General features: G+C 29.9%; 24 protein-coding genes. 11 read left to right on the top strand and 13 right to left on the bottom strand.

Annotated features, from left to right (window positions below):
* Positions 1-9: 9 nt before the first annotated feature.
* From BWR22_RS11190 to BWR22_RS11180, 3 genes are all read right to left on the bottom strand, one after another.
* A complete protein-coding gene (locus tag BWR22_RS11190; RefSeq protein WP_076733756.1) occupies positions 10-444 on the bottom strand; it encodes an SRPBCC family protein in 435 nt (144 codons plus the stop codon).
* A gap of 4 nt (positions 445-448) precedes the next feature.
* Positions 449-2,452 carry an excinuclease ABC subunit UvrB gene (gene uvrB / locus BWR22_RS11185; protein WP_076733755.1) on the bottom strand — a complete coding sequence of 668 codons (2,004 nt, stop codon included), beginning with the start codon at positions 2,450-2,452 and terminating at the stop codon, positions 449-451.
* 236 nt (positions 2,453-2,688) lie between these two features.
* Positions 2,689-3,267 carry a Crp/Fnr family transcriptional regulator gene (locus BWR22_RS11180; protein WP_076733754.1) on the bottom strand — a complete coding sequence of 193 codons (579 nt, stop codon included), beginning with the start codon at positions 3,265-3,267 and terminating at the stop codon, positions 2,689-2,691.
* A 125-nt stretch (positions 3,268-3,392) separates the two neighbouring features.
* Between BWR22_RS11180 and BWR22_RS11175 the strand changes: the two genes are divergently transcribed.
* Positions 3,393-4,058, top strand: coding sequence for a class I SAM-dependent methyltransferase (locus BWR22_RS11175; RefSeq protein WP_076733753.1), 666 nt, complete (start codon positions 3,393-3,395; stop codon positions 4,056-4,058).
* A gap of 29 nt (positions 4,059-4,087) precedes the next feature.
* Here BWR22_RS11175 and BWR22_RS11170 read toward each other — a convergent pair whose 3' ends face one another.
* A complete protein-coding gene (locus tag BWR22_RS11170; RefSeq protein ID WP_076733752.1) occupies positions 4,088-4,954 on the bottom strand; it encodes a phospholipase A in 867 nt (288 codons plus the stop codon).
* A gap of 196 nt (positions 4,955-5,150) precedes the next feature.
* Positions 5,151-7,064 (bottom strand): molecular chaperone HtpG, encoded by a 1,914-nt coding sequence (htpG, locus tag BWR22_RS11165; protein ID WP_076733751.1) that lies wholly within the window; start codon positions 7,062-7,064, stop codon positions 5,151-5,153.
* A gap of 279 nt (positions 7,065-7,343) precedes the next feature.
* On the opposite strand from htpG, the gene BWR22_RS11160 reads away from it, so the two are divergent.
* Complete coding sequence (locus tag BWR22_RS11160) at positions 7,344-8,354, top strand: 3-oxoacyl-ACP synthase III family protein (protein ID WP_076733750.1); 1,011 nt, start codon at positions 7,344-7,346, stop codon at positions 8,352-8,354.
* A 740-nt stretch (positions 8,355-9,094) separates the two neighbouring features.
* On the opposite strand, the gene BWR22_RS11155 is transcribed toward BWR22_RS11160, so the two are convergent.
* On the bottom strand, positions 9,095-11,572 hold the full coding sequence (locus BWR22_RS11155; protein WP_076733749.1) for an outer membrane beta-barrel family protein: 2,478 nt from the start codon (positions 11,570-11,572) through the stop codon (positions 9,095-9,097).
* Positions 11,573-11,684: 112 nt separating this feature from the next.
* Here BWR22_RS11155 and BWR22_RS11150 point away from each other — a divergent pair, with 112 nt between their 5' ends.
* On the top strand, positions 11,685-12,047 hold the full coding sequence (locus tag BWR22_RS11150) for a CoA-binding protein (RefSeq protein WP_076733748.1): 363 nt from the start codon (positions 11,685-11,687) through the stop codon (positions 12,045-12,047).
* A 54-nt stretch (positions 12,048-12,101) separates the two neighbouring features.
* On the opposite strand, the gene BWR22_RS11145 is transcribed toward BWR22_RS11150, so the two are convergent.
* Positions 12,102-13,571, bottom strand: coding sequence for a sodium:solute symporter (locus tag BWR22_RS11145; protein ID WP_076733747.1), 1,470 nt, complete (start codon positions 13,569-13,571; stop codon positions 12,102-12,104).
* Between the two features lie 159 nt (positions 13,572-13,730).
* Here BWR22_RS11145 and recR point away from each other — a divergent pair, with 159 nt between their 5' ends.
* From recR to BWR22_RS11130, 3 genes are all read left to right on the top strand, one after another.
* Entirely contained in the window at positions 13,731-14,348 is a 618-nt protein-coding gene (gene recR, locus BWR22_RS11140) for a recombination mediator RecR (RefSeq protein ID WP_076733746.1), read from the top strand.
* Between the two features lie 6 nt (positions 14,349-14,354).
* On the top strand, positions 14,355-15,452 hold the full coding sequence (locus tag BWR22_RS11135) for a glycosyltransferase family 2 protein (RefSeq protein WP_076734421.1): 1,098 nt from the start codon (positions 14,355-14,357) through the stop codon (positions 15,450-15,452).
* Positions 15,453-15,565: 113 nt separating this feature from the next.
* Complete coding sequence (locus BWR22_RS11130; protein ID WP_076733745.1) at positions 15,566-16,894, top strand: dihydrolipoamide acetyltransferase family protein; 1,329 nt, start codon at positions 15,566-15,568, stop codon at positions 16,892-16,894.
* Between the two features lie 149 nt (positions 16,895-17,043).
* Here the strand turns inward: BWR22_RS11130 and BWR22_RS11125 are convergent, their stop codons facing one another.
* The 4 genes from BWR22_RS11125 to BWR22_RS11110 form a co-directional block, all read right to left on the bottom strand.
* Positions 17,044-17,745 carry a T9SS type A sorting domain-containing protein gene (locus BWR22_RS11125; RefSeq protein ID WP_076733744.1) on the bottom strand — a complete coding sequence of 234 codons (702 nt, stop codon included), beginning with the start codon at positions 17,743-17,745 and terminating at the stop codon, positions 17,044-17,046.
* Between the two features lie 138 nt (positions 17,746-17,883).
* Complete coding sequence (locus BWR22_RS11120; RefSeq protein WP_076733743.1) at positions 17,884-19,158, bottom strand: sulfatase-like hydrolase/transferase; 1,275 nt, start codon at positions 19,156-19,158, stop codon at positions 17,884-17,886.
* A 631-nt stretch (positions 19,159-19,789) separates the two neighbouring features.
* A complete protein-coding gene (locus tag BWR22_RS11115) occupies positions 19,790-20,719 on the bottom strand; it encodes an alpha/beta hydrolase (RefSeq protein ID WP_076733742.1) in 930 nt (309 codons plus the stop codon).
* A gap of 383 nt (positions 20,720-21,102) precedes the next feature.
* Positions 21,103-21,696: an alpha-ketoglutarate-dependent dioxygenase AlkB family protein gene (locus BWR22_RS11110; RefSeq protein WP_076733741.1), complete on the bottom strand. Its 594-nt coding sequence runs from the start codon at positions 21,694-21,696 to the stop codon at positions 21,103-21,105.
* Positions 21,697-21,782: 86 nt separating this feature from the next.
* Here BWR22_RS11110 and BWR22_RS11105 point away from each other — a divergent pair, with 86 nt between their 5' ends.
* Positions 21,783-22,448 carry a M15 family metallopeptidase gene (locus BWR22_RS11105; protein WP_076733740.1) on the top strand — a complete coding sequence of 222 codons (666 nt, stop codon included), beginning with the start codon at positions 21,783-21,785 and terminating at the stop codon, positions 22,446-22,448.
* Positions 22,449-22,461: 13 nt separating this feature from the next.
* Here the strand turns inward: BWR22_RS11105 and BWR22_RS14435 are convergent, their stop codons facing one another.
* On the bottom strand, positions 22,462-22,614 hold the full coding sequence (locus tag BWR22_RS14435; RefSeq protein ID WP_198033377.1) for a hypothetical protein: 153 nt from the start codon (positions 22,612-22,614) through the stop codon (positions 22,462-22,464).
* 12 nt (positions 22,615-22,626) lie between these two features.
* Positions 22,627-23,991, bottom strand: a complete 1,365-nt coding sequence (locus BWR22_RS11100) for an NAD-dependent succinate-semialdehyde dehydrogenase (protein ID WP_076733739.1) — start codon at positions 23,989-23,991, stop codon at positions 22,627-22,629.
* A gap of 200 nt (positions 23,992-24,191) precedes the next feature.
* Here BWR22_RS11100 and BWR22_RS11095 point away from each other — a divergent pair, with 200 nt between their 5' ends.
* The 4 genes from BWR22_RS11095 to BWR22_RS11080 all read left to right on the top strand — a co-directional run bounded on the left by BWR22_RS11095 (position 24,192) and on the right by BWR22_RS11080 (position 25,646).
* A complete protein-coding gene (locus BWR22_RS11095; protein WP_317042518.1) occupies positions 24,192-24,521 on the top strand; it encodes a YtxH domain-containing protein in 330 nt (109 codons plus the stop codon).
* A gap of 3 nt (positions 24,522-24,524) precedes the next feature.
* Positions 24,525-24,872 (top strand): hypothetical protein, encoded by a 348-nt coding sequence (locus BWR22_RS11090; protein ID WP_076733737.1) that lies wholly within the window; start codon positions 24,525-24,527, stop codon positions 24,870-24,872.
* Positions 24,872-25,078 carry a hypothetical protein gene (locus tag BWR22_RS11085; protein WP_076733736.1) on the top strand — a complete coding sequence of 69 codons (207 nt, stop codon included), beginning with the start codon at positions 24,872-24,874 and terminating at the stop codon, positions 25,076-25,078. Before BWR22_RS11090 ends, BWR22_RS11085 begins: the two co-directional genes overlap by 1 nt.
* A 133-nt stretch (positions 25,079-25,211) precedes the next feature.
* Positions 25,212-25,646, top strand: a complete 435-nt coding sequence (locus tag BWR22_RS11080; protein ID WP_076733735.1) for a hemerythrin domain-containing protein — start codon at positions 25,212-25,214, stop codon at positions 25,644-25,646.
* Positions 25,647-25,648 lie beyond the last annotated feature (2 nt).

Genomic DNA, 25,648 nt, shown 5'->3' with positions numbered 1-25,648 from the left:
CAACTTGTTTTAGCTATTTAAGTAACTGTCAAGTTGTTTTTTTATAAAATAGTTCCATCCATCTATACCACTTTCTCTTTCAAATTCTGGAATATTACTTGGAAATGGCTCTAAAACAGTTGCTGTTAATTTTAATATAGATTGATTTTGGTTTCCTGAAATTTCGAAACAGGTAGAGGATTTTCCTGTAATACCTTCAAACTCCCAAGTATATGTAATTTTATTTTGTAGCACAACATTTGTTACTGTCCAAATATGATTAAAATCTCTAGTGTGAGATTTTATATTAAACTGTGTTGTAAAACCAATTTCTGTTTTAAAATCTGGAATGTTGTTAAAATACCATTCTCGCATTTCTTTTGGATTTGTTATAGCTTCCCAGAGTTTTTCTTTAGAAACGTTGTAGAAATGTTCTATAATTATTGGTTGTTGTTGGTTCTCCATGATGCTATGTTTTTAAATCTTCTAATTTGCTTTGGTAACTTTTTATTTCATCACGTAATTGAGCTGCAATAATAAAATCTAAAGCTTTGGCAGCTTGTTCCATAAGTTTACGTTTCTCTCGTATTTTTTTCTCTAATTCAGGTTTGGTTAAGTACTCGCTTTCTGGTTCTGCTGCACGTGCTGCTTCTAGTTCGTAACTATAAGTACTAACAGAGTTTTTACTTAACGCGCTGTCTAAGCTTTTGTTTAGGGCTCTTGGAGTAAGGTTGTTTTTGGTATTGTATGCAATTTGTTTTTCTCGACGGTATTCTGTTTCATCAATAGTTTTTTGCATGCTTTTAGTAATTTTATCTGCATACATTATTGCTTTTCCGTTAAGGTGTCTGGCAGCACGCCCAACGGTTTGCGTAAGAGAACGATTGGAGCGTAAAAATCCTTCTTTATCTGCATCTAAAATAGCAACTAAGGACACTTCTGGTAAGTCTAAACCTTCACGTAATAAGTTTACACCAACAAGAACATCGTAAATACCTTTTCTTAAATCTTGCATAATCTGTACTCGCTCCAAAGTATCTACATCACTATGTATGTAATTTACACGTACATTTATTCTGCTTAAGTATTTGGTTAATTCCTCGGCCATACGTTTTGTAAGTGTAGTTACCAGTGTGCGTTCATCTTTTTCAACGCGTTGCTGTATTTCTTCAATTAAATCATCAATTTGGTTTAGACTTGGTCTAACTTCAATAATTGGATCTAATAATCCTGTTGGCCTAATAACTTGTTCTACATAAACGCCATCGGTTTTTTGTAGTTCATAATCTGCAGGTGTTGCACTTACATATAATACTTGGTTTTGTAAAGCCTCGAATTCTTCAAACTTTAATGGTCTATTATCCATTGCCGCTGGAAGCCTAAAACCATAATCAACAAGATTAACTTTTCGGCTTCTATCTCCTCCATACATGGCATGTACTTGAGAAATTGTAACATGACTTTCGTCTACAACCATTAAATAATCGTCTGGAAAATAATCTAGTAAACAGAAAGGTCTTGTTCCTGGTAGTCTGCCATCAAGATAGCGCGAGTAGTTTTCAATACCAGAACAATACCCTAATTCTCTAATCATTTCTAAATCGAATTCTGTACGCTCTTTTAATCTTTTAGCTTCAAGATGTTTGCCTATATCTTTAAAATAATCATGTTGTTTAACTAAGTCATCTTGTATGTTTCTTATGGCGCCTTGTAATACATCTGGAGAGGTAACAAACATGTTTGCTGGATAGATATTTAATCTATCATATTCTTCAATAACTTCGTTGGTTTGTATATTAAATTGCTCTATTAATTCAATTTCATCACCAAAAAAATGAATCCTAAAAGCGTCGTCGGCGTAACTAGGGAACACATCTACAGTATCTCCTTTTATTCTAAAATTACCATGTTTAAAATCTGCCTCTGTACGCGAATACAAACTTTGTACTAATTGATGTAATAATTTTGTACGTGAAATTTCTTGATCACGTTCTATAGAGATAACATTTTTTTGAAATTCTATTGGGTTTCCAATACCATATAAGCAAGAAACAGAAGCTACTACCAAAACGTCTCTACGACCAGAAAGTAGAGAAGAGGTCGTGCTTAAACGCATTTTCTCAATTTCTTCATTTATGGATAAATCTTTTTCTATATATACACCAGATGTTGGTATGTATGCTTCTGGTTGGTAATAATCGTAATAGGAAACAAAATACTCAACAGCATTATCAGGAAAAAATTGTTTAAACTCGCTGTAAAGTTGTGCTGCAAGAGTTTTATTATGAGCCAGAACAAGAGTGGGTTTCTGTACTTTTTCTATAACATTAGCAACAGTAAATGTTTTTCCAGAACCTGTAACACCAAGTAAGGTTTGGTATTTTTCTTTAGCATTTAGGCCATTTACCAATTGTTTTATTGCAGTTGGTTGATCTCCTGTTGGATTAAATTCTGATTGTATTTTGAATTTCATAAAACAAAATTACGGAATAAAACATTAGTTTTATTTTAATGAAGCGTTAAGGTTTTTTATAATAGTTTACTAATGTTCAATATTATGTAAATTAAAAAAGCACGAGTATATACTCGTGCTTTTTATGCTATTACTTAATCTATAAGTACGTTTAGTGGTACTTGTAAAAATTGAATTAGCTACAAATCTATTAAGATTGTTTTTATAAAAAATTGATGTATGGTAATAAATTAAAATTAATTTAATTTTTTTCTAATTCTACTTAAGCTTTCTGTTGTAATACCAAGATAAGAAGCAAGATGATAATTTTTTACATTTTTTTCGATATCCGGATATGTGTTTATAAACTCTAAATAGCGTTCTGTAGCAGATTGCGATAGATTAGCCAATATTCTCTTTTGAAAAGCAGCATAAGCACGTTCTAACTTAATTCTAATAAATTTATGGATTTGAGGAATCTTATTATACAAAAGCTCTCTGTTATTTTTTGAAAGTGCATAAAGTGTACAATCTTGAAGTATCTCTAAATTCATTATTGCTTTTTCTGATGAAAAATAGGCAGTGTAATCTGTTATCCACCAGTCTTTTATTCCGAACTGTACGGTGTGTTCTTTTCCATGAATATCTATATGAAAAGTTCTAAGACAACCACTTTCAACATAATACATATTATCTACAAAGTCACCTTCTTTTATTAATATAGTTCCTTTTTTTAGAGTAGTTTTTTTTAAAGAAGAAGTTATAATCTCTATTTCTTTTTCAGAAAAAGACATGTTTTTAAAAATTTCTGAAACTTTCAAACTATTAGATTTCATTTTAAAAACGGTTTATTATAAATATATTTTACTCTAAATGTATTAAAAAAAAATAGTATTTGAAATGTTTGAAAATACTTATATGTATTTGCTAACGGAAATAAAATTTATCTTTGATTTTTGATATGGAAAAAAACAAAAAGAATAAAACACCTTGGCCAACAAAAGCTGCAATGGACCAGATTTACAAAAAGCAACTTTGGGGAAGTAATGGTTTAAGTTTTTATTCTGGAGAAGGCTCGCATAAGCAAGATATAGTAAATCCTTACATAGAAGTATTAACAACTTTTTTTAAATCTTTTAAAGAGCCAATTTCTGTTGCAGATTTAGGTTGTGGTGATTTTAATATTGGTAAGCAATTAATAATGTATACAAAATCCTATGTTGCGGTTGATATTGTTGAGGCATTAATAAATTATAATAAAACCCATTTTAAAGCTAAAAACTTAACTTTTAGATGTTTAGATATAGCTAAAGACCAATTGCCGTTAGCCGATTGTGTTATATTAAGACAAGTACTTCAACATCTATCTAATAAAGAGGTAGAAAGTATAGTTAACAAATTGTATGCATTTAAGTATGTAATTATTACAGAACATTTGCCAGAAGGAGATTTTATTCCAAATAAAGATATTATTTCTGGACAAGGTATTAGATTAAAAAAACAAAGTGGAGTAGATGTGCTAGCAGCTCCATTTCTATTTAAAGTTAAAAATGTAAAGCACCTATTTACTGTTAAACTTGAAGAAAATAAAGGAGTTATTAAAACAGTTTTGTACGAAGTTTATTAACAAATAATTTAAGTGTAAACTAAAAAAAACTAGTTATTGTTTTTGCCATTAAACCATTTAAACTCGTTGGTTCTAATTACATAACCAATGCGTATAGCACTTTGCGATTGTTCATAATTTAATAAGCCTTCTGCTTGACCTACAAACCATTCTAACATTAAATATTGATTAGAAATATTATTCTTAAATGGATTAAAATAAATGCGAGATCTAACGGAGCCTTTACCGTGTAAATTTAGTCCTTTACGTAATCTAATATCAAATATTAATTTATCTGGCTTAAATGTGTGAGATGCGTTTACTTCTCCTAAGCCTACGTATTCTAAAAGATTAGGATTTCCTTCTCTGTAAGCAAAGGGAACCCAAGCTTTAAAACTTGCAATAGTATTAGTTGAAATTTTTGTAGTATACTCTAAACTTAATCTATTCCAGCTTCTTGAAGATATACTATCTCGTCCGTTAGATTCATGCTCAAAAGATAAAGTTGCCAAACCTTTTAAACGTTCCTCTTTATCATAAAGTATTTTACCTAAAGCTATAGATGGATTAAAATTGATATCCTTAAAAGGAAAAGACTCTTCGTAAATATTCCAAAAAGATTTTTGTGTGTATGTAAGGTAAAGGTATGTGTCCCATGGCAAACGACTTCTAGTAAGTATTTGCTTAAAACTAATTTGGTATTTAGCATCTGCGGTAGCGCTATTAATTTCTTTATTTATTGGAACACCTGTAATAAAATAATTATCCTTATGTATTGAAAAATAAGGTGTTTTTGCAAGAGAGTCTTGCAATTCTTTTTTTGTGTATGCTTGTGTATGAGCTTCGTTAATAAAGAAAATTAAAAATAATAGAAATATAACTGTACTATTAGACTTTAAATATTTTTTAGAATACATGTGTTGTTATTTTATAAGGTTTAAAAAAAAAATAGTGTAAAAAGCTTTTTATAGCACATTCTTATTTTATAAATATTAATTATAATTATTTGTATTCTAAGATTAACGAATTTAGCACAAAAAAAGGATAAAGGCAATTAACAAAAAACCACCTTAAAAAGGTGGTTTTTGTATTTCCGCGTAAGCGTATAAAATTTTACTTTATCATTTCGTAACTTCTCTTTACAAAATCTGAAAGTTCTTTTCCTTTTAATAAACCTTGAGATAAACGTGCTAAGTCTAAACTTTGTGTTATTAAACGTTCTTGTTTTTTCTTGGTCTTTGTATTTAAAATTTCACCAACCAATTCAGAATTTGTATTTACAACTAGGTTGTATATTTCTGGCATATTACCAAACATATTCATTCCACCACCACCAGTAGCTTGCATTTCTTTCATTCTACGCATAAATTCTGGTTGTGTAATCATAAATGGTGCAGCATCACTGTCTTGAGGCTCTAATTGTACCATAAATTTATCTGAAGGAATTACTTCTTTTAATAGCTCGTCTAACGCTTTTGTTTGGTCTTCGTCTAGTTTAGAAATTGTAGTATCTTCCTTTTTAATAAGTTTATCAATAGAATCTGCATCTACACGAGCAAATGTTATGTTCTCTTTAGAGCTTTCTAATTTTTGCATTAAATGCGAAACTATAGGAGAATCTAGTAATAATACCTCGTAACCTTTAGCTTTAGCAGCTTCAATATAAGTGTGTTGGTCGTCTTGATTACTAGCGTAAAGAATAACCATTTTACCGTCTTTATCGGTTTGGTTAGCATTAATAGCGTTTTCTAGCTCTGTATATGTGTAATATTTATTGTCTACTGTTGGATATAAAGCAAAAGCATCTGCTTTGTCAAAGAATTTATCTTCAGACAACATTCCATATTCAATAACTACTTTAATATCGTTCCATTTTGCTTCAAAATCTTCACGGTTATTATTAAATAACGATTTTAATTTATCTGCAACCTTACGTGTAATGTAAGATGATATTTTTTTAACAGCTCCATCTGCTTGTAAGTATGAACGAGAAACATTTAATGGAATATCTGGAGAATCTATTACACCACGTAGCATAGTTAAAAACTCTGGTACGATACCTTCTACATTATCTGTAACAAATACTTGGTTTTGGTATAATTGAATCTTATCCTTTTGCATGCTCATGTCTTGAGTCATCTTAGGGAAATATAAGATTCCTGTTAGATTAAACGGATAGTCTACATTTAAATGAATGTGGAATAAAGGCTCTTCAAACTGTGCTGGATAAAGCTCTCTATAAAAGCTTTTGTAATTTTCATCCTCTAATTCTGATGGTTGCTTAGTCCATGCTGGATTAGGGTTATTAATAATATTATCTACAGTAATTTTTTTCTGTGGCTCAGTAGTTTCTTTACCTTCAGCGTCTTTAGTTGTTTCTGGAGTATGATTTGGATCGTTAACTTCTTTAGTTCCAAATTTAATTGGAATAGGCATAAACTTATTATACTTAGATAGTAAACTGCCAATTCGAGCTTCTTCTAAAAACTCTGTAGAGTCTTCTGCAATGTGCAGAATAATTTCTGTTCCTCTATCGGTTTTATCGTGAGGAACTAATGTAAATTCCGGAGAACCATCACAAGTCCAATGTGCCGCAACAGTATCTTCTTTATGAGATTTTGTAATAATTTCTACTTTTTCTGCTACCATAAAAGCAGAGTAAAAACCAAGACCAAAATGACCAATAATACCAGAATCTTTAGCAGAGTCTTTGTATTGGTCTAAAAATTCTTCGGCTCCAGAGAAGGCTACTTGGTTAATGTATTTTTCAACCTCTTCAGCTGTCATACCTAAACCTTGATCAATAATATGAAGTTTTTTTCCTTCCTTGTCAATTTTAACTTCAATTATTGGATTTCCATATTCAGCTTTGCTTTCTCCAATACTAGTTAAATGCTTTAATTTTAAAGTTGCATCTGTACCATTACTTACAAGTTCACGTAAAAATATTTCGTGATCACTATATAAGAATTTTTTAATTAATGGGAAAATGTTTTCCACTGAAACATTAATATTTCCTTTTGCCATGATAAATTTATTTGTCATTCCTGCTATTGCAAGAATCTTAATTAATATGTTTTTATTTGTTATGGATGATTAGACAACAAAAATGCCAATTGTATAAAGGTGACAAGATGACATTTTAAGCTATGATTTTTTTTAAAAACAAATAGCAGAAGCTATGCATGCATAATGAATAGAATAAATTTTTGGAAAGCTTTTATTCGAATAACTTAAATTGCGTTTCTGTTTTTAAATTAAAAATAATTATTCCATTTGTGTGGAAGTGAAATAAAAGACTTTTAAATGTACAATTCAAAAATAATAGGGCTTGGTAAATATGTGCCAGACAATGTAGTGACTAATGATGATCTATCTAAAATGATGGATACAAATGATGAATGGATTACCGAGCGTACAGGTATAAAAGAGCGCCGTTGGGTAAAGGAAGGAACAGGAGACACTACTGCAACCATGGGAGTAAAGGCAGCAAAACAAGCTATTGAACGTGCAGGAATAGATAAAGATGATATAGATTTTATAATTTTTGCAACACTTAGTCCAGATATGTATTTTCCTGGTCCAGGAGTACAAGTACAGCATGCATTAGGTATTAAAACAGTTGGTGCTTTAGATGTTAGAAACCAATGTTCTGGTTTTGTATATGCTATATCTGTTGCAGATAATTTTATTAAAACAGGAATGTATAAAAATATTCTTGTTATTGGTAGCGAGTTGCATTCTCATGGATTAGATAAAACAACTCGAGGAAGAGGAGTAACAGTAATATTTGGTGATGGAGCAGGAGCAGCAATATTAACAAGAGAAGAAGATACTACTAAAGGTATTTTATCAACGCACTTACATTCTCAAGGAGAACATGCCGAGGAATTAGTTTTAGTAGCTCCTGGAATGGGAAAACGTTGGGTTAATGATATTATAAAAGATAACGATCCAAACGACGAGAGTTATTTTCCGCATATGAATGGGCAGTTTGTTTTTAAAAATGCCGTAGTTCGTTTTAGCGAAGTAATAATGGAAGGTTTAGCAAAAAATAATTTAAGTAAAGATGCTATAGATATGTTGATTCCACATCAAGCAAATTTAAGAATAGCTCAATTTATACAGAAAAAATTTGATTTAAGTAATGATCAAGTTTTTAATAACATTCAAAAATACGGTAATACTACTGCAGCTTCTATACCAATTGCTTTAACCGAAGCTTGGGAGGAAGGCAAAATAAAAGAAGGAGACCATGTAGTTTTAGCTGCTTTTGGTAGTGGTTTTACTTGGGGAAGTGTAATTATTAAGTGGTAACACATAAAATATAACAATAAAAAAATCCCAATGTTATAAGGCATTGGGATTTTTTATTATAAACAAAAACTTAAGTTATTATCGAATTTTAAAGTGGAAGACTAATTCAAATTTAATTATTCGTATTTATAAGTTGTGTTCTATTTAAGATGCGTGTTTTCATTTTTTATTGCGTTAAACAAATGCACTTTAACAGACTTTAACGTTTATGTGTGTTTTAAAATGAAAATCCCAATGCATAACATTGGGATTTTCTGCTATTAATCATATAAACTAACGTGTTTACGAACGTTTTAATGGAAGACTAATTCAAACTAAATGTATTCGTTAACTGTGTTGCTTTTTTATATAGACGCTCAAAATTAAATTTTATTACACTGAAAATCAGCATTTAACATATTTTAACACTGCGTGCATAATAAATGATAAAACATAAAAAATCCTGAAGCTGTTGCTTCAGGATTTAATTGCTATTAATCAACTCGATAACTATTTAATGAAAAACTGTATTAAAGAATTAATTGATACAAAGATATAACGTTTTTTTGTTTGTAACTTATTGATTTTCAATATTTAGTATTTATTTAACTATTATTTGGATTTTTTTTGGTTTAAAATTCTTACAAAATCAAAAACCCAAGACTGATCAAGTCTTGGGTTTTCTTGTTTAATAGCAATACATACACTAACCATTAACTTTCTGTATTGCCATTAAAACTAATTAGCATCTTAAATATTTTCTATAAAAATCCGCCTCCAGATTTTTCATTATTATCTCTGTTTTTTCTCGACTTTGCTCTGTATTTACCTCCTCCAAATCTATAAGATAAACCTGCAAAAATAGTTTGGCTTTCCCAATTAAATGCGCCTACTTGTTTAAATGGTCTATTGCCTGTAAAGCCAAATTCTTGAGTATTAAAAATATCGTTAAAATTTAAACTAAAAGAGCCTTTGCCGTCTGCAAAATCATGTCTAGCTCCTAAATTTACAAAGTACATAGGTTCGCTTTTAAACTGTAAGTCTTCTGCAGCACCACGATAAAAAGCAAAAGCAGATAAGCTTAATTTTTTAGTTACTTTAAAGTTATTAAATATTCTAAAATTATAAGCAATATTATCTACTTCAATAACATTAGTTTGAATGTCTGCAATTGTAGCAGTTTCTAATGGAGTAGAAAGAACTTCTGTAATACCTTTTTGTGTTTGTAAATAGGCATCAAAACTAGCATTTAAACTCCACCATTTTGTTGGTCTATAATTGCTAGATAATTCTACACCGTACGCAGCAGTATCATCATAATTATTATGAGTTAAAATTTGACGTCCCGAAGTAACATCGGTTCTGTCTATAGTTATACCTTGGTTTATTTCGTCTTGTATGGCTCTATAAAAAACACCTCCTGTAATACTACCGTTTTCTAATTGTCTAGTATAATTTAACTCTATAGAATTAGTAAATTGTGGTTCTAAATTTTGGTTTCCAAAAGAAGATATTAATGGAGTGCTCCACTCTCTAATAGGATTTACTTGTCCAATTCCTGGTCTATCTACGCGACGACTAAAACTTAATTGGTATGAGTTTTTTTCGGATGGAGTATAGGTAAAAAATGCAGAAGGATATACTTGAAAATAATCATTATCAAAAGAAATTAAATTTGTTTCTCCGGTTGCTTCTGTAGATAAAGCATCTGCTATAACTTGAACATTTTCTGCACGAACACCAATTTGATAGGTCCATTTATCTAAAGTTTTACCATAAGTAGCATATGCAGAGTATATGTCTCTAGTGTAGTCGAAAACAGTGCTAGGTGTTGGCCTAAATACGCCCATTTGGTTTAAGGAAATTCCTGTAGAATTGTAATCTATATTTGTATTAAATAACCTAGCCTGTAAACCTAATTCTAATTTAGCTGTATCACTTAGCGGATTAACATAATCTAAATTTATGGTTGTACTTTTTCTATCTGTTGTTACAAAATCTAAATAATTGTTTAAATCTGTTGCACCCGAAAACCTAAAATCGGCATCTTCTTGTTGGTCAAAAACATTATAATCTACTTCTAATTCTATATTTGATCCTTCTTTTTCAAATTCTAATTTATAATCAAAATTGTATTGAGACGAATTATTATCGTTTACATTATTAAATGTTTGATATTGGTTTAGGCTTGGTGTGTTATAAAATAAGGCATCTGTATTGCCTAAGTTTTTAGAGTCTGTAATACTTTGGTTTGTAAAAAAAGAAATGGTGTTTTTATCATTTAAATAAAAATCTACACCAGCTTTAAATAGATGGTTTTTTCTATTATCAAGAAAACTAAATTGTTGCTCAGAGTTGTTATCTGGTCTGCTAATTAATCCTGTATTGTTATTTTTAGCAATGTTATTTCCATAACTACCATAGAAGTTTAATTTTCCGTTTCGGTAATTCATATCTATAGAGCTATTAAATCTGGCATTATCTTGGTAATTTAAACCTAAGTTAATGTTTCCGTTAAAGCCAATTTTTATATTCTTTTTTAAGACTATATTTATTAATCCACTCATACCTTCTGGATTATATTTAGCAGAAGGATTAGTAATTAACTCGATACTTTTAATAGATGTTGATGGTATTTGTTTTAATAATTGTGCTGCAGGAATATTAGAAAGTTTTCCGTCTACCATAACGCGTACATTTGCATTACCACGTAAGCTAACTGCGCCAGATTGAGAGTCGACACTAACGCTTGGTAGATTGTTCATAATATCGCTTGCAGTAGGTCCAGAAGTTGTTAAGTCTTTTCCAACTGTTATTACTTTTCTGTCTACTTTTTGCTGTATTGTAGAAACTTCTGCAGTAAGTTCTACCTCGTCTAAGCTTGTGGCGGATTCAAATATTTTAACTTCTCCAAAATCAATTTTATTATTGTCTTTGTCTATGGTTATTTTTCTACTTACAGTTTTAAAGCCTAAATATTCTATACTTACAGTTGTAGTACCTTCTGGAATGTTATCCATGTAAAATGTCCCATCGTCGTTAGTAATGCTTCCTGTAATAATTTTTCCGTTTAAATCGCGAATTACAATATTTACGTAAGGTATAGGTTGATTAAGTGTTCCGTCTAAAACTTTACCTGTTATAATTCCGTTTTTAAAAATTAAAGGATTTTTTGTTGCCGTTTGTGCTTGTACTAAAGTTGCTATTAGAAATAAGCAAATACCTATTAGTTTTTTCATTGGTTTGGTTGATTTTTGATTGATTGATGTTTGTTATTAATACTATAGACGACTACTTTTATAATTTGTTACGCTTATTTGCGTAACTTTTAAAATTTTAACACAATTAAATATGAGTAAGAAAACATTAGTTATTGGTGCTTCAACAAAACCAGAAAGATATTCTAATATGGCTATTAAAAAGTTAAGTAATTATAAGCATGAAACTGTAGCTTTTGGTTTGCGAGAAGGAGTGGTAAATGGTATTGTAATAGATACAGAATTAAAACAATATGATAATATAGACACGGTAACATTGTATTTAAATCCTAAAAGGCAGGAGCAGTATTACAACTATATATTGTCTTTACAGCCAAGGCGCGTAATTTTTAATCCAGGAACAGAAAATCCTGAGTTTTATTCAATTTTAAGAGATAACAATATTGAGTTTGAAGTTGCCTGTACCTTAGTAATGCTTTCTACAAATCAATATTAATAATTTTGAATTTAATTATTTGAGAAAATAAATTAACAAGTTTTAAGTATAAAATTACTTTCTTTTAGAAATTAACAACAAACCAAGAAAAGTAACTAACCCATTTAATGGTAAAATTTCCCAATGAAATGCATAGTTACCTATAAAACTGTTAGAAAAAGCGGCAGGCGCTAGTGTTATTAAATAGGTTATTGTTATTGATACCAAACCAATAATCCACACATATTTGTCTTTAATATTTCTTTTAGTTAAAATTCCAAAAGCAAAAAGACCAAGTAAGGGACCGTAGGTAAACGTTGCAAATTTAAAGAGGTTGCTTACCACGCTTCCTTCTAAATAATTAAAAATTACAACAACAACAATAAGTAAAATAGATACAGCTACGTGCACTTTTTTGCGTAAAGGTTTTTGCGCTTCAATTGGTTTTTTTTCAATGTCTAAAAAATCTACAGAAAAAGATGTGGTTAAAGATGTTAAGGCACTATCTGCACTACTATAAGCAGCAGCAATTAAACCAATAATAAATGTTATAGCTAAACCTTTTCCAAGACCTTGATTCATAGCTATTTCTGGAAAAAGTAAATCTGTTCTAGTTACGCCATTTAACTCTGGTATTGCTACACTAAATTGATCTGCGTAAATAAATAATAAAGCACCAAGTGTTAAAAAAATAAGATTTACAACAACTAATAAAACAGACATAGAAAGCATGTTCTTTTTAGACTCGTTGGCAGTTTTACAGGTTAAGTTTTTTTGCATCATATCTTGGTCTAAACCTGTCATAGCAATAGTTATAAAAATACCACCAATAAAATATTTCCAGAAATTAATCTTACTATTAAAATCATCGAAATAGAAAATTTGACTTTTATTTTTAAAGGTTTCCTTAGTAAATGTTTCGGCTAAAGTCCAATCTAATTTATTTAGTATTAAAATAATAGCTACAATAACGCAAGTTAGCATAGCAATAGTTTGTAAAGTGTCTGTCCAAATAATTGTTTTAATACCGCCTTTGTTAGTATAAAGCCAGATTAATAAAATAGAAATAACTACTGTTATCCAAAACGGAACACCTAAACTTTCAAAAACAATATACTGCATTGCTAATGCTACTAGATAAAGTCTAAAAGAAGCACCGGTTACTCTAGATAATAAAAAGAAAAAGGCACCAGTTTTATAACTTACAACACCAAAACGATCTTCTAAATATTGATAAATTGAAGTAACGTTTAAGCGATAGTATAAAGGAATAAGTACAAAAGCAACTACTAAGTAGCCTACAAAAAAGCCAAACACACCTTGCATATATGCAAACTCTTGACCGGCAATTAATCCTGGAACAGAAATGAAAGTTACACCAGATAAAGAAGCGCCAATCATTCCAAAAGCAACTAAATACCATGGAGCAGATTTGTTAGCTTTAAAAAATGCTGCATTTGTATCTTCCTTTCCTGTAAAATATGAGATTAAAATAAGTACACCAAAGTAGGCTGCAATTAGGAGTAAAATTTGAGTAGCTGTCATGAAAATTATATTCTTGCTGCCAAAATACAAAATAAGTTTACAGATGTAAGTTAGTAGTTTAAAAATTGTGAAATATAATGAGTAGAATTACCTAAGCTTATAGTATTTAGATGCACGAAAATTAGTGAAAGTCTTGACTAATTTTTAAATTCGCAGTCTATGGAATTCTCATCAAAACTTTTAGAAAATGCCGTTAACGAAATATCGCAATTACCAGGAATTGGTAAGCGTACAGCATTGCGTTTAGCATTACATTTACTAAAACAACCTAAAGAGCAAACAGCAAATTTATCTCAAGCATTATCACAAATGCGAGAAGATTTAAAATTTTGTAAATCGTGCCATAATATTAGTGATGTAGAAATTTGTGAAATATGTTCTAATCCATTACGAAAAAAAGATATTATTTGTGTAGTAGAAGATGTACGTGATGTAATGGCAATAGAAAATACAGCATCTCATAAAGGCTTGTACCATGTTTTAGGAGGAAAAATTAATCCAATAGAAGGCATTGGACCTCACGATTTAAATATTGTAAGTTTGGTAAATAAAGTTAAAAGTGGTAGCGTTAAGGAGCTTATTTTTGCTTTAAGTCCAACTATGGAAGGCGATACTACAAACTTCTATATCTTTAAACAATTAAATGGTTTAGAAGTGCAAACATCAACCATAGCAAGAGGAATTTCGGTTGGAGATGAGTTAGAATATGCCGATGAAATTACACTAGGACGCAGTATTTTAAATCGTATTCCTTTTGAAGCCTCACTAAAACAATAATTGCATTTGCAACTTTCAGTAATCATACTAAATTATAATGTACGCTACTTTTTAGAGTTGTGTTTACAAAGTGTAGAAGCAGCTATTAAAGATTTTGAAGCAGAAATTATTGTAGTCGATAATAACTCTCACGACGATAGTTGCAAAATGGTAAAAGCAAATTTTCCTAACGTAAAACTTATTGAAAATAAAGAGAATTTAGGCTTTTCTAAAGGTAATAATATTGGTGTAAAATTAGCAAAAGGAGAATTTGTATGTATTTTAAACCCAGATACGGTTGTTGGTGAAAATACTTTTAAAACGTTATTAAGTTTTGCTAAAATGCAAGATAATGTTGGTATTGTAGGTTGCAAATTAATAGATGGTAACGGTATATTTTTACCAGAAAGTAAGCGTAATGTTCCAATTACAAAAATAGCAATACAAAAAGCATTAGGTAACGATGCGCATTATTACGCAAATCATTTAAATGAAAACGAAATTGGCGAAACAGATGTTTTTGTAGGTGCTTTTATGCTATTAAAAAAAACTGTTTATAACGAGGTAAAAGGTTTTGACGAAGACTATTTTATGTACGGCGAGGACATAGATTTAAGTTATAAAATTAAAAAAGCAGGCTATAAAAGTTATTACTACGGGAAAACAAGTGTAATACATTATAAGGGAGAAAGTACTTTAAAAGATAAAACTTATGCAAAACGGTTTTATGGTGCAATGCAAATATTTTATAAAAAACATTTTAAAAATAATTGGTGTTTTGATGCCTTAGTTTTTTTAGGAATACAATTTGCGCAATGGTTTGGTAAAACTAATTCTACAAAAATTTTAAATTTTAAAAACTATGCTCTAGTTTCAAATAATAACCAAGAGGCAGTAATAAAAATTTTATCAAAACCTGTTGATGTTGTTTTAGATATTTCTAAAATTAAAAACAATACACAAGTAATTTTTGATGCTAATTATATTAGTTATCAAACAATTATAGATGAAATGGAAACTTCAGAAAAAAATAAAAATTTATCGTTTAAAATACTTCCAAAAAACGCTAATTTTATACTCGGAAGTCATTCCTCCAAAAGTAGAGGTGAGGTAATACGCTTTTAAGTACCAAAATATTAAAAATGTAAAAATATTATTATATTGAATAGTCAGATAAATCGACTATTTTTTAGTAATTTTGCATTCTAAAATTATAAAAAGACACATTTATTATTAATATGGCAAAGTTTGAACTAAAATTACCGAAAATGGGAGAAAGTGTTGCAGAAGCAACAATTACTTCATGGTTAAAAGAAGTTGGAGATACTATAGAACAAGATGAAGCAATTTTAGAAATTGCAACAGATAAAGTAGATAGCGAAGTACCAAGTGAAGTAGATGGCGTTTTAGTTGAGGTGCTATTTAATGTAGACGATGTTGTACAAGTAGGACAAACCATTGCTATTATTGAAACAGAAGGAGAAGGTAGTGCTACTGCCGAAGCTCCAAAGGTTGAAGAAACTTTAGTTGAAGAAGCGCCAGCTGCTGCAGCAGAAGTTTCTCAAACAGTTGTAGCTGCACAAGAAAGTACAGCTCCAATTACTTCTAATGGAGATAGATTTTATTCTCCTTTAGTAAAAAATATGGCTAAAGCCGAAGGTATTGCTCAAGCAGAATTAGATACTATTACAGGAACAGGAAAAGATGGCCGTGTTACTAAAGCAGATATGCAAGCATATATTGCAAATAGAGGTAAGCAATCGGTTCAAAACGTAGCGCAAAACGCTCCAATACAAAAAGCAACACCAGAAACTAAAGTGGAAAAGAAAAAATCTGCAGCTCCTGTGGTTTCTGCTGAAGGTGATGAAATTATAGAGCTTAGTAGAATGGGCAAATTAATTGCACACCATATGGTAGAAAGTGTGCAAACAAGTGCACATGTACAAAGTTTTATTGAAGCAGATGTTACAAATATCTGGAATTGGAGAAAAAAGGTAAAAGATGGTTTTATGAAACGTGAAGGAGAAAACCTTACGTTTACGCCAATTTTTATGGAGGCAATTGCAAAAGCATTACGCGATTTCCCAATGATGAATATTTCTCTTCAAGGCGACACAGTTGTTAAAAAGAAAAATATTAATCTGGGTATGGCAGCAGCTTTACCAGATGGCAATTTAATTGTGCCAGTTATTAAAAATGCAGATCAACTTAATTTAGTTGGCATGACAAAGCAGGTAAACGATTTAGCAAAACGCGCAAGAGAAAATAAATTAAAGCCAGACGATATACAAGGAGGAACTTATACTGTAACAAACGTAGGTACTTTTGGTAGTATTATGGGAACTCCAATAATTAACCAGCCACAAGTAGGAATTTTAGCTTTAGGAGCAATACGTAAAGTGCCAGCAGTAATAGAAACACCAGATGGCGATTTTATAGGTATTCGCTACAGAATGTTCTTATCGCACTCTTACGACCATCGTGTTGTAAATGGAGCACTTGGTGGACAATTTGTTAAAGCAGTAAAAGATTATTTAGAAGCTTGGGATACTAAACGTGAGATTTAAATAAATTTCTGCATACGCCGATATGTTAAAATAATATATAAATTAAAAGCACAGTTTTAGAACTGTGCTTTTTTTTATGTTTTGGAAAAAAGTTCGTTTAACGGTCTCAACCGTTAGTTATGCATTTTTAGAAAATGTTATTGGCTATTTTATTCTATTAAAAATTTAATAGTATTTCCATTTTCAAATTTCAAGAAATATAATCCATTTGTAAAATCTCTAATGTCAATTTTTTCATTATTAGAAATAACTCCTTTTTTAATTTTGGCTCCTAAAACATTGTAAATTGTATATTTTTCATTTCCAGTTAATCCTGAAATATAAATATAGTCATTAGATGGGTTTGGATATATTTTAAAAGAATTGTCCAGCTCGAATTTGTTCGTACTCAAAGATGGGTCAGTAGAACGCTCGTAAGTGAATCCGCCACCAGCACCACCCGATGTCCAAGCAGTTATTTTAGTGTCGATATAAATGTCATCAGTTATTAAGTGAAGTACAACATCAACATCAATTATACTTTGAGGATCAGCTGAATGAGTATTGTCCCATGTATTAAATGTTAATGTGCTAACACCATCAGCAATAGTGCCAATTGCCCATTCTGTATCTAGTGGACTAGTATAATTATTATTGTCAAATTCAGTTTCTTGTGCGATGTTAAAAATACCTCGATTATCAGCTCTAGTTAAAATAACATTAGCCGTAATTGCGTCTTGATTTGCTGGTAGCGTCCAATCAGCATAATCTGTTTTTGTCACTGTAATAGTAGGTCCTGTCCATTCAGTTTGACCATATATTTGACTAAAACTTAAAATAAAAATTGTAGTTAAAATGTAAAATTGTTTCATGGTTTTAAATTTAAAAATTAATATCTGGTTTTGATGTTTATAATATTTCGTTGATAAAAATCAACGTTTTATATCAAACGTTAAACGAAGTTAGCCTATTTATTTTATAAAATCAAGTAGAGTGTAGTTAGTGTTTTTTTAATTTCTTATTCTTAATAATTCGATTTCTAATTCTTCTTTAGATTTTTTTTCAATAGTATTTAAAGTCGAATTTAAAATGTTGTTTTTCTCGTAAGGATCATTAATTAAGTTGTACATTTCCTCTTTTCCATTAGCAAATACTAATAATTTATAAGTGCCATTGCTAATGGTCCAAGCATCATTTTTTTCATTCTTCATTTCAGAATATTGATACTTTCTAATTGATTTTTCTTCAGATAAAAGCGGCTTAAAGCTTTTGCTATCATTTATTTCATTAGTTTCTACACCTGCTATTTCTGCTATTGTAGCAAACATATCTGTTGTAGTAATTAAATTATCATCGATACCTTTTCTTTTAACTCCCTTTCCAGATATAAATAAAGGCATATTTATGCCACCTTGATATAGACTTCTTTTTACTTGATTCGAAGCATATGGATCTTGAGTAACTACGGGTTCTGTACCGTTATCACCCATAAAAATAATAATAGTATTTTCTCTTTCTTCTTTTGATATGGAACTTAGAAGTTTTCCTATTTGATAGTCCATAGCCTCAATAGAAGCCATAAAGTAAGGTGTTGGGTCTGTGTCTTTAGTGTAAGGTGGTAAGTAGCCTTGACTATGCATTTCTGCAGGAGGCACATGAAAAGGCGTATGTGGCGCATTATATGCTAACCACATAAACCAAGGTTTTTCTTGTTTGTTAATCCAGTTGAATGCTAAATCTGTAAATTTTTTGGTAGTATATTCTGTAGAGGTCGTTTGTTTTCCTTTTTCCGATAAAGGCCAATTATAATAATCCTTTACAGAACCTATAAATATGCCTGCGTAATAGTCGATACCAAATGTTTCGGGATTAATAGTAGTATCATAACCAGAAATATGCCATTTACCAACTACAGCTGTTGCGTATGTATTGTTAGTGTTTTCGTTAATATATTTTTGCAATAAAATTTCACTTTCATTTAATTTTTGGTTAGCCCATCTTACATCTGTTCGGTATCCATATTTACCTGTAATCATAGATGCTCTTGTGGGAGAACATGTAGGGTATGTCCAGAAGTTATTAAAACTTAAACCTGCTTTTCTAATAGCATCTATATTGGGTGTATGTGGTTTAATAATGCCTTCGGCATATCCTGCTAATGCATCTTTTCCCATATCATCTGCTATTATAAATAGTATGTTTGGTTCTTTATTGGATGGTTTATTTTGGGTTGTTTTACAATTAAGGAATAAAATTGCTGTTAATATATATAATGTCTTTTTCATTAATATTTGGAAGTGAATTGTAATAATAAATAATGTGTTTTGTTATTAAACTTTAAACGAAGTTACTCTATTTAATTTGTAAACTCAAAAGGTTGGTATTACGTTGTTTTTAAACGTTAGTAATGTGAAACATTTCTTAAAATACTTTAATATGAATACTACAAAAACACTTTGGCACACTAATTGAAATATAAATAGTAATTACTGCAACGACGATTTTAGAGTGTGGTTACTTTTAAATTAGAGTGGTAATTACCATATTTTTGGTTGGTTAGTATGAAAAAGCGTCTCTAGTAGGCGCTTTTTCTATTATATAATGTTTTGTTTTTAAATGATTTTTTTATTTGTGACTTAATACAAAGCGCTTAATGTGAAAGTTTTCATAAAATAAAATTATATAAATACTTTAATTATAAATGGCACGTTATTTGAACTAGTAGATGTAATTACTGCAACGACAATTTTAGAGTGTGGTTACTTTAATTTAAGAGTAGTAATTATCATATTTTTGGTTGGTTAGTATGAAAAAGCGCCTTTAATAGGCGCTTTTTCTATTTCTAAAAACTCATTTTGTTTTATGGTGTAAAAAAAGGCTTACAATTTTGTAAGCCTTTTTTTAATTTTTAAATGTTTATTTTATAAACGAAACTATGGTTTCAATTAACTCTGGAGCTAATGCTCTATTTGCTTCGTTGTAAGATTTTGAATTCTCTAAATCATCACCTTCAATAGGTACTAAAATATGATTCATTTTATCAATAATTTTTAATTGAGCTTTAGGTGCAGCATCATGTAAAAGTTTAGCTTCAGCTTCAGAAACTTGTAAATCTTTAGTGCCGTTTATAATTAATATAGGCATGTCTAGTTTTTTTATTTCAGTTTGCGGATTGTAAGACATCCAGTTAGACATAAATGGTTGTATTTCTAAACTAAAAATACTTGCTAAAGCTGGAGGAAAGTTTTTAGTGGTTTTACCTTCTTCTAAAACTTTAACAATACGTTTAGTGTCTTCTAAAAACATTGGAGCTGTTTTTTCAACTTGCTCAATAAGTACGCTACCAATAGATTGGCCTGCTCCGGCAAGAGAAATAAAACCGTCTGCACCATCTTTAGCGGTTAATAAGCCAATTAAACTACCTTGGCTATGTCCGGCAATATAAATTTTGTTATAGTTTTTAGTGTTTTTAAAATAATTAAGAACAGATTTTGCATCAACTACAAAATCATCAAACATTATATTTTTATCTACATTGCCTTTTCTTATTTGTTTTACTATGCGCTTATCGTAGCGAAAAGTAGCAATGTTTTTTTCTGATAAGCCTTGTGCTAATTTTTTTAAAGAATTTGATTTTAAAAAGTTTTGATTACCATCTCTATCTGTAGGTCCTGAACCTGCAATTATGATAACTAAATCTGGTTTTTTTATACCGTTGGGAAGGAGTAAAGTTCCATCAATTATTTTGTTTACAGCAATCTCTTGCGCTGTATAGTTTTTTTCTTGGGCCGAAGTAAAACCTAAACTTCCAAAAAATAATAATGCAATTAGAAACCTTGTTTTCATAATATTATATGTTTATACTTTTTATTTTACAAATAGAATGCCATTTGCAATATTTTAAAACAAATTTACTGTTTAATTTTATATAAAAAAGCACGATAAATTTACTTAAGCAAATGTGTGTTTTGTCGATTTAAATAGCTCTTTTGTCTATTTATGTTAAAATTTTGTGCATTTCGTCGAAAATCAATGTGTTTAAACGTCTAAAAATTAAAAACTACCCTACATTTGGAGTGTACTAAGAAACATACTTTTTAGTCAATGGATTAATTAATTAATATTTGCATCGCTTTTTGTTGATATAGTAACCCTAAATCTAACCAAAAATATAAAGCAAATACATAAAACCAAAGTTGAGGGACTTTGGTTTTTTTGTGCGCAAAACTTTAGTAAATAACTCTAAATGTTAAATTAATTCTTGGTTTTACTTCCTTTTTGGTCTTAGCAATTTGATGCAGCCAAAAATGTTGTGTTTCACCTTTCATTAATAATAAACTGCCATTTTCTAATAATAGTTTATGTTTTAAATTTTTATCATTTTTATATTTTAGGCTAAAGTGTCTGGCAGCTCCTAAAGTTATAGATGCTATTACAGGATTCTTTCCTAATTCTTTTTCGTTGTCTGCATGCCAACCATTACTGTCTTTACCATCTCTATATAAATTAGCTAAACATGTTGTGAAATTTACATCTGTTAGAGTTTCAATTTTACTTTTTATTGTTAATAATGTTTTGGTAAATGGTTCTGGGTGCATAGTAATGTTAGAGTAACTATACGTTTTTTTATTATTGGCAAAAAGAGCTGTTAATCTAGGTTGTGCATATGTTTTGCCAAAAATTGTAATATTATCTTGTCTCCAATTGGTTTCGTTTAAAATAGTATTATAAAAATCTAGTGCTTCGCTTTTAGAAAAAAAAATTGGATAATAGCTAATATCTGAGTTTGGTAAATTAAGATGTATTTCTTTGTGAGAGAACATAAAGCGTATTCTAATTTATAGGTTGGAGTAAGCTATTAGTTTATATAAATGATTATTTCTCTAAATTAGCATAAAAATTATTTGTTATGAGATTTGTATTAAGCTTTTTGCTAACGCTATTTTCTTTTGTTGCTTTTGCACAATTACCAAAAGGTTTTGTGTATGCTAAAAATGAGATTCCAACCGTAAATGTTGATTTACAATATTGCGGCGATTATAATTTTGTTGGCTCTATTATCGATGGTTATAATGCCAATGTAGCTATAATGACTAAGCAAACTGCATTAGCTTTAAAAAAAGTGCAGCAAGAATTGGCTAAACAAAACTTATCTATTAAAATATACGATGCTTATAGGCCACAACGAGCAGTAAATCATTTTGTGCGTTGGGCAAAAGTAATTAACGATACCTTGATGAAGCAACAGTTTTATCCAAGAGAAGATAAACGTAATTTATTTAAAAAAGGTTATATAGCATCTAAATCTAGACATAGTAGTGGTAGTACATTAGATGTTACAATTGTTGATTTGGAAACCGGTAAACCTCTAGATATGGGATCTCCCTATGATTTTTTTGGTAAAGAATCTTGGGTTGAAAATAAAGATTTAACCAATGAACAATCTAAAAACAGGCAAACATTACAAAAAGTTATGCTTGCCAATGGTTTTAGAAATTATGCCCAAGAGTGGTGGCATTTTACCTTAAGAGGTGAGCCATACAGAAATCAGTACTTCGATTTTTTAGTTGAATAATAATATTTAATTATTAAAACCATTTAAAATATAGTCCAGATACAACAACAGCAATAACTAAAAGCACTAATGCTATAATAACAAATGTAGATACGCCTTTTGTTGTTTTGTCTTTTTGTAAAATATAATCTCCTCTATCTTCGTTTTCGTCTTTAATTAAACTCATAATTTTTCTTTTTTATTTATTAATATATACTGTTTTTTTGTTAACAAATTCGTGTATACCTTCTTGAGACAACTCTCTACCATAACCAGAAGCTTTTGTGCCTCCAAAAGGTAATCTTGGGTCAGATTTTACCATATCGTTTATAAAAAATGCGCCATCTGCTATTTCTCCTATTTTTAGTTTTGCAGCCTCTGTGTTTTTTGTAAAAAGCATAGTGCCTAAACCAAACCTACTGTTAGAAGCTAATTCTATGGCATGATCCATACTGTCAGCCTTAATTATAGGTGCAACTGGTCCAAAGGTTTCCTCGGTAAAAACCTTCATATCGCTAGTTACTTCTATAAGTATGGTTGGTGAAAAATAGGCGTTATCTCTTTTGTTTCCTAATAAAACTTTAGCACCTTTTTTTACAGAGGCATCCACTTGTTCTTGTAAGTCTTTAGCTAAATCTTCTCTAGCTAAAACAGAAATTTCTGCATCTTCTTTTATTGGGTCTGTGTAATTTAACGCTTCTACTTTTTCTTTAAACTGTTTTATAAATTCGTTATAAATACCTTTTGTTACAATAAATCTTTTAGCAGCAATACAACTTTGTCCAGAGTTTTGAAATCTGGCTTTTACAATTGTGTCCATGTGTTTTTCTAAATCTGCGTCATCAAGAATAATACAAGCATTGTTTCCGCCAAGTTCTAAAACCGATTTTTTTAAAACCTTACTAGCGGTTGTAGAAATGCTGATACCAGCTTTTTCACTTCCAGTTACAGAAACGGCTTTAATAATTTTATTTTTAATTAATTCTTCAATATTGTCATGGTCTGTTAATAAGGTTTGAAAACAACCTATTGGGTATCCTGCTTGTTCAAAACAATTTTGGATGGCTAAAGCACATCCAGTAACATTAGATGCGTGCTTTAGTAAAGCAGTGTTTCCAGCGGTTAGCGTTGGTACTGCAAACCTAAATACTTGCCAAAAAGGATAATTCCATGGCATAACACCAAGAATAACACCTAAAGGATCGTAGCTTATAAAGCTTTCTTGAGCTTCGGTTTCTATAATCTCATCAGCCAAAAATGATTCTGAATTTTTACTATAAAAATCGCATAAAAGAATACACTTTTCAATTTCTGCACGACTTTCTTTAATTGGTTTACCCATTTCTTCAGTCATTAATCTACTATACTCTTCTAGATTGTTATTTAAAACATCTCCAAGTTTTACTAATAGCTTTGTTCGAGATTTTATTGTGGTAGTTTTCCACTCATTATAAGTGCTTTGTGCATTATTTAATATAGAATCTATCTTATCAACGGAAAAGCGTTGAAATTTATTTAATTCGGCACCATTATATGGATTAATTGTTGTTATTGTATTCTTCATTTTTCGGTTGTTTCTTTGATAAATTTCTATAATTTTTCTTAAAAAACATTGTTTTAATGTTATATTAACAAAGATTTAGCAATTCATTTATGTTTATTTTAAGAAAATTGTGTGTGTTCTTTTGTAACTTTACATTATACTTAATAGCCTATTAATTAGGAAAGTAAAAAATATTATTAACCATAAAAAGAAAAACAATCATGAATAACGGAAATGCAGCATTAGGAATATTATTAGGCTCTGCAATAGGAGCAACTTTAGGAATTTTATTTGCACCAGATAAAGGAGTAAATACTAGAAGAAAATTAACAGAAGAGGCTACTAGTGCTAAAGATAGAGTTGTTAGTAGTGCTACAGATTTAAAAGAACAACTTGCAAGCAGCATGGTTTCTGGAAAAGAAACATTGGATTCTCAATTAGAGAGTGTGGTGCAAAATGCTAGTTATAAAGCCGAAGATATTATAACATCGTTAGAGCAAAAACTTGAAACTTTAAAAGCTAAGAATAAGAAATTACAGAAAACATCATAATATATGTCTGTATTCGATTCTATAAATGAAGCATCAAATAAAGCACTAGACCAATCTGAAGAATATTTAAAAAAGTCTCACGATTATTACAAGCTTAAAATATTTCAACAGCTTTCTATGTCTGTAAGTATGATATTTAAAGTTGTTGCTATTGGAGGCGTTTTTCTAATTGGGCTAACTTTTTTATCAATTGCTTTAGCATTTTACTTAGGAGCTTTATTAAATAGTTACACTCTAGGTTTTGTTATAGTAGGTTTAACCTACGCTATAATTTCTAGTCTGTTATATGTTTTTAGAGGCTCTATAGATTCTAAAGTAATTTTAAAATTATCTAAAACATTTTTTAAATAATGAAAAAAACATTTCTTAATTTTAATGACATTGAAGTAGAACTTAGAAGGCTCGATCTTGAAAGAGAAATAGCAAAAGAAGAACTAAAATCTGTTAAAGGAGATTTAAAGGAAAGTTTGCAACCTGCAGAATGGATGCAAACCGGTTTAAAAGTTGCAGGCAAGATAGGATCGATGATGTTACTTAAAAAACTATTTAGAAAATAACACATTATTAAAATAACTACAAAAAACCGGCTACTGCTGGTTTTTTTAGTTTATAACATTACTTTTTTAAGCTATTAGAGTCATAAAATTTATTTGATTTTTTTAGATTTAATTGAAATTAAAAACCAACAATATGAACATTTTTGAAGCATTAAGAAAAGACCACGACATCCAACGCGAGTTGTTGAAAAAATTAGTTGAAACCTCTGGAGATACAAAGGAAAGAGATGATATTTTTAAAAAAGTAAAAAAAGAATTAGTCATCCATGAAGATGGAGAAGAGCGTTATTTTTACATTCCTTTAATAGATGACGATTTAACACAAGAACAAGCTAGGCATGCTATTGCAGAGCATCACGAAATAGACGAATTGTTAGAGCAATTAGAAGAAATGGATTACGATTCTCCAGGATGGTTAAAAATTGCAAAAAAATTAAAGCATGATGTAGAGCATCATTTAGAAGACGAGGAGCGTACCATTTTTCAAATGGCAGGAAAAGTTTTAACAGAAAAAGAAAAAGCCTCTCTATCTAAAGAATATCAAGATTATATTAAATCTCAAAGGTAAAA

It is taken from the genome of Lacinutrix venerupis (genome assembly GCF_001971745.1).
In the GTDB taxonomy this organism is placed as follows: Bacteria; Bacteroidota; Bacteroidia; order Flavobacteriales; family Flavobacteriaceae; genus Lacinutrix; species Lacinutrix venerupis.
Note: the sequence above shows the minus strand (reverse complement) of the source record. Positions and strands in the feature narration are given on the sequence as shown.

Coding starts and splice junctions, on each gene's coding strand:
- BWR22_RS11190 (WP_076733756.1), bottom strand. CDS start 444: ATGGAGAACCAACAACAACCAATAATTATAGAACATTTCTACAACGTT.
- uvrB (WP_076733755.1), bottom strand. CDS start 2,452: ATGAAATTCAAAATACAATCAGAATTTAATCCAACAGGAGATCAACCA.
- BWR22_RS11180 (WP_076733754.1), bottom strand. CDS start 3,267: ATGAAATCTAATAGTTTGAAAGTTTCAGAAATTTTTAAAAACATGTCT.
- BWR22_RS11175 (WP_076733753.1), top strand. CDS start 3,393: ATGGAAAAAAACAAAAAGAATAAAACACCTTGGCCAACAAAAGCTGCA.
- BWR22_RS11170 (WP_076733752.1), bottom strand. CDS start 4,954: ATGTATTCTAAAAAATATTTAAAGTCTAATAGTACAGTTATATTTCTA.
- htpG (WP_076733751.1), bottom strand. CDS start 7,064: ATGGCAAAAGGAAATATTAATGTTTCAGTGGAAAACATTTTCCCATTA.
- BWR22_RS11160 (WP_076733750.1), top strand. CDS start 7,344: ATGTACAATTCAAAAATAATAGGGCTTGGTAAATATGTGCCAGACAAT.
- BWR22_RS11155 (WP_076733749.1), bottom strand. CDS start 11,572: ATGAAAAAACTAATAGGTATTTGCTTATTTCTAATAGCAACTTTAGTA.
- BWR22_RS11150 (WP_076733748.1), top strand. CDS start 11,685: ATGAGTAAGAAAACATTAGTTATTGGTGCTTCAACAAAACCAGAAAGA.
- BWR22_RS11145 (WP_076733747.1), bottom strand. CDS start 13,571: ATGACAGCTACTCAAATTTTACTCCTAATTGCAGCCTACTTTGGTGTA.
- recR (WP_076733746.1), top strand. CDS start 13,731: ATGGAATTCTCATCAAAACTTTTAGAAAATGCCGTTAACGAAATATCG.
- BWR22_RS11130 (WP_076733745.1), top strand. CDS start 15,566: ATGGCAAAGTTTGAACTAAAATTACCGAAAATGGGAGAAAGTGTTGCA.
- BWR22_RS11125 (WP_076733744.1), bottom strand. CDS start 17,745: ATGAAACAATTTTACATTTTAACTACAATTTTTATTTTAAGTTTTAGT.
- BWR22_RS11120 (WP_076733743.1), bottom strand. CDS start 19,158: ATGAAAAAGACATTATATATATTAACAGCAATTTTATTCCTTAATTGT.
- BWR22_RS11115 (WP_076733742.1), bottom strand. CDS start 20,719: ATGAAAACAAGGTTTCTAATTGCATTATTATTTTTTGGAAGTTTAGGT.
- BWR22_RS11110 (WP_076733741.1), bottom strand. CDS start 21,696: ATGTTCTCTCACAAAGAAATACATCTTAATTTACCAAACTCAGATATT.
- BWR22_RS11105 (WP_076733740.1), top strand. CDS start 21,783: ATGAGATTTGTATTAAGCTTTTTGCTAACGCTATTTTCTTTTGTTGCT.
- BWR22_RS14435 (WP_198033377.1), bottom strand. CDS start 22,614: ATGAGTTTAATTAAAGACGAAAACGAAGATAGAGGAGATTATATTTTA.
- BWR22_RS11100 (WP_076733739.1), bottom strand. CDS start 23,991: ATGAAGAATACAATAACAACAATTAATCCATATAATGGTGCCGAATTA.
- BWR22_RS11095 (WP_317042518.1), top strand. CDS start 24,192: ATGAATAACGGAAATGCAGCATTAGGAATATTATTAGGCTCTGCAATA.
- BWR22_RS11090 (WP_076733737.1), top strand. CDS start 24,525: ATGTCTGTATTCGATTCTATAAATGAAGCATCAAATAAAGCACTAGAC.
- BWR22_RS11085 (WP_076733736.1), top strand. CDS start 24,872: ATGAAAAAAACATTTCTTAATTTTAATGACATTGAAGTAGAACTTAGA.
- BWR22_RS11080 (WP_076733735.1), top strand. CDS start 25,212: ATGAACATTTTTGAAGCATTAAGAAAAGACCACGACATCCAACGCGAG.